Consider the following 3744-nt stretch of genomic DNA (forward strand, 5'->3'; position numbering starts at 1 on the left):
GCCCGGGAACTGTTTTGTTAAACGTTGGGCTTTTTTCATCAAGCACCCAATAGCTGCCAGATTTATAATCTGCAGATATGCATCCGCTAGCTGTGATGGCTATGAGAATTATTAAAGCAATACGCACGGTAGTCCTATAACTATAATTAGACGACATTGCTGTCGCATAACATCCGGCAGAATGTCGGATAACGTTCCTTGTCGTTCTGCAAGTCCTTGTCTAGCTTGGAAGAGGTCGTGACAAACGCGACATCACTCAAGGAGCAACACGACATGGATGACGGCAAGCCAAAATTGTTGGTGCAGGTGCGCCAGCAAATTCGTTTGAGAAACTATTCGATTCGCACCGAGGCTGTCTACGCCGAGTGGGTGAAACGCTACATTCGGTTTCATCGCTACCGGCATCCTGCTGAAATGGGTGCTGCGGAGATTGAGGCATTTTTGACCCATCTGGCCGTCGCCAGGAATGTATCAGGCTCGACGCAGAATCAGGCGTTGGCGGCGCTGTTGTTTCTTTATAAGCATGTTTTGGATGTGCAATTACCTTGGCTTGATGACATCGTCCGCGCCAAAAAGTCCAAGCACTTGCCCGTTGTGTTGACTCGCGATGAGGTGGCGCGGGTGTTGGTAGAGTTGTCAGGCGTGCAGTGGATTGTGGTCAATCTGCTTTATGGCGCTGGGCTGCGTTTGCTGGAGGCGTTGCGACTGCGGGTCAAGGACGTCGATTTTGCCCGTGGTGAAGTTCTGGTGCGTGATGGTAAGGGGCAGAAGGATCGCGTGACCATGTTGCCGCAGCGTTTGGTGTTGCCGTTGCAGGAGCATCTGCTCAAAGTCGCTGTTTTGCATCGCACCGATCTGGCGGAGGGCTTTGGCCGAGCCAACTTGCCGTTCGCGTTGGCGCGCAAGTACCCGAATGCGGCGGCGGAGTGGGGGTGGCAGTTTGTGTTTCCGTCAGCCAATCGTTCGCAGGACCCGCGTTCCGAAGGGATCTTCCGTCATCACCTGCATGAGAAAACCATTCAGCGCGCAGTGCGCGAGGCGGTAAGGCGTGCTGGGATCATCAAGCCGGCGACGCCACACACCTTTCGCCATTCATTTGCGACTCATCTGCTGGAAAGTGGTCAGGACATCCGCACGGTGCAGGAGTTGCTCGGTCATGCGGATGTGAAAACGACGCAGATTTATACCCATGTGCTCAATCGTGGGGGCTTGGGTGTGATCAGTCCACTTGATCGCGTATAGGTGGGGGAGGTTGCTTCCAGTCAGTCTGGTTGCGGGTAACAAAAGCCCCGCACGGGGCGGGGCTTTAGGGTTCTGCGCGTAGCTGCGTGACGCTTAGATCAGCTCGGCCCACATGTCGTATTCATCGGCATCGACGATGCGCACGCGAACCTTGTCGCCCGGATTGACGTTGGTGCTGGCGATAAACACGCTGCCGTCGATTTCCGGGGCGTCGGCGTAGCAGCGGGCGACTGCGCCTTGGTCGTCGACTTCATCGATCAGCACGTCCATTTCCTTACCAACCTTGAGCTGCAGGCGGGCGGTGCTGATGGCTTGCTGGTGAGCCATAAAGCGGTCCCAGCGGTCCTGCTTGATGTCATCTGGTACCGGGTTGTCGAGCAGGTTGGCGGGTGCGCCCTCTACCGGCGAGTATTGGAAGCAGCCAACGCGGTCGAGTTGGGCTTCGGTCAGCCAGTCGAGCAGGTATTGGAAATCTTCTTCGGTTTCGCCGGGGAAGCCGACAATAAAGGTCGAGCGGATGGTCAGTTCCGGGCAGATTTCGCGCCAGTTCTTGATGCGCGCCAGGGTCTTGTCTTCGAAGGCGGGGCGCTTCATGGCTTTCAGCACTTTCGGGCTGGCGTGCTGGAAGGGGATGTCGAGGTACGGCAGGATTTTGCCGGCGGCCATCAGTGGGATCAGTTCGTCGACGTGCGGGTAGGGGTAGACGTAGTGCAGGCGCACCCAAACGCCCATGCTGGAGAGCGCTTCGCACATTTCGGTCATGCGGGTTTTCACCGGCTGGCCGTTCCAGAAGTCGGTCTTGTACTTCACGTCCACGCCATAGGCGCTGGTGTCCTGGGAAATCACCAGCAGCTCTTTGACGCCGGCTTTGACCAGGCGCTCGGCTTCGCTGAGTACTTCACCGACTGGGCGGCTAACCAGCTTGCCGCGCATCGAGGGGATGATGCAGAAGCTGCAGCTGTGGTTGCAGCCTTCGGAGATTTTCAGATAGGCATAGTGGCGCGGTGTGAGCTTGATGCCTTGTGGCGGCACCAGGTCGATCAGCGGGTTGTGGTCCTGCTTGGGCGGCACTACTTCGTGTACGGCGTTCAGTACTTGCTCGTATTGCTGTGGGCCGGTGACCGAGAGCACGCTGGGGTGCACGTTGCGGATTGCGCCTTCTTCCACGCCCATGCAGCCGGTAACGATCACTTTGCCGTTTTCTGCCAGGGCTTCACCGATGACTTCCAGCGACTCGGCTTTGGCGCTGTCGATAAAGCCACAGGTGTTAACCACCACCACGTCGGCGTCCTGATAGGTGGACACCACTTCATAACCTTCCATGCGCAGCTGGGTCAGGATGCGTTCGGAGTCCACCAGTGCCTTGGGGCAACCGAGTGAAACGAAGCCGACTTTTGGCGTGGCGGGGGTGGACATGGCGTTAACCTCAGGCGTGTACGGATGGATGCTGGGCGCTTGGCGCGCCTCTGATCAAAAAGTGCGCAATTCTAGCGGCGACGCTGGCAATTGACCAGCGCTGAGCGTCGCCTTGATGGACTAATGCTGATTGCCTGTCGAAGTTAGGACTGCTTGCTTGGCAGCATGCGCGTCAGGGTGTTGTCGCGTACTACAAAATGATGGAACAGCCCAGCGATGGCGTGCAGGCCGATCAGCCAGTATCCGGCGCTGCCGGCCAGTTCATGCCATTCCTTTATAGTGCTGGCCAGATCTGGGTTCTTGCTGACCAGTGGCGGCAACTCCAGGCCAAAGAAGGGAACGGGTTTGCCGGCAGCGCTGAGGATCAACCAGCCGGCTAGCGGAGCGCCGATCATCAGGCCGTAGAGTGCAAGGTGCATCAGTTTGGCCGGAATGGCTTGCCAGGCGGGTAGGGTGGGTTGGATTGTCGGTGTTGGGGCAATTGCCCGCGCTAGTAAGCGGAGCCATACCAATGCGAATACTGCGAGGCCGAGCATAAAGTGCCACTGCTTAAGTAGCTCTCGCGTATCGCTGCCTTTGGGGAAGTTGCCTTTGAGTTCAATGCAGGCGTAGACGCCGGCAATCAGAATTAGCATTAGCCAATGCAGGGCGATGGACAGACTGCCGTAGCGCGATTGGGTGTTTTTCCAGGGCATGGTGGTGTGGGCTCCGAGGCTGTAAGTGAAGTTGCGCCCCAGTCTAGGTAGGCAAACCTTAAGCTTTGCTGAGCCAGATCACTTAAATCACGCACAAACAAAAAGGCCACTCGATTGAGTGGCCTTTTTGAGTATCTGGTTGCGGGAGCAGGATTTGAACCTACGACCTTCGGGTTATGAGCCCGACGAGCTACCAGACTGCTCCATCCCGCGCCGGCCATTCTATATAGAAATCGCGCGCTGTCAACAAAATAGTGTTTTTAATCAAATGCTTAGATTGTGCAGGCAGGAGAAACAAAACAGGCCACTCGATTGAGTGGCCTTTTTTGAGTATCTGGTTGCGGGAGCAGTATTTGAACCGACGACCTTCGGGTTATGAGCCCGACGAGCT

General features: G+C 56.6%; 3 protein-coding genes and 1 tRNA gene. 1 reads left to right on the forward strand and 3 read right to left on the reverse strand.

The features are described from left to right. Positions 1-273: 273 nt before the first annotated feature. On the forward strand, positions 274-1242 hold the full coding sequence (locus tag Q8O69_RS19470; RefSeq protein ID WP_305593829.1) for an integron integrase: 969 nt from the start codon (positions 274-276) through the stop codon (positions 1240-1242). Positions 1243-1335: 93 nt separating this feature from the next. Here the strand turns inward: Q8O69_RS19470 and rimO are convergent, their stop codons facing one another. The 3 genes from rimO to Q8O69_RS19485 all read right to left on the reverse strand — a co-directional run bounded on the left by rimO (position 1336) and on the right by Q8O69_RS19485 (position 3566). Continuing rightward, positions 1336-2658: a 30S ribosomal protein S12 methylthiotransferase RimO gene (gene rimO / locus Q8O69_RS19475; RefSeq protein ID WP_305593831.1), complete on the reverse strand. Its 1323-nt coding sequence runs from the start codon at positions 2656-2658 to the stop codon at positions 1336-1338. 143 nt (positions 2659-2801) lie between these two features. Beyond that, positions 2802-3353, reverse strand: a complete 552-nt coding sequence (locus Q8O69_RS19480) for a cytochrome b (RefSeq protein ID WP_305593833.1) — start codon at positions 3351-3353, stop codon at positions 2802-2804. Positions 3354-3489: 136 nt separating this feature from the next. Further along, positions 3490-3566: transfer RNA gene (locus Q8O69_RS19485), tRNA-Met, on the reverse strand. Positions 3567-3744 lie beyond the last annotated feature (178 nt).

The sequence above is a fragment of the Pseudomonas sp. genome (assembly GCF_030690725.1).
Classification (GTDB): Bacteria; Pseudomonadota; Gammaproteobacteria; order Pseudomonadales; family Pseudomonadaceae; genus Aquipseudomonas.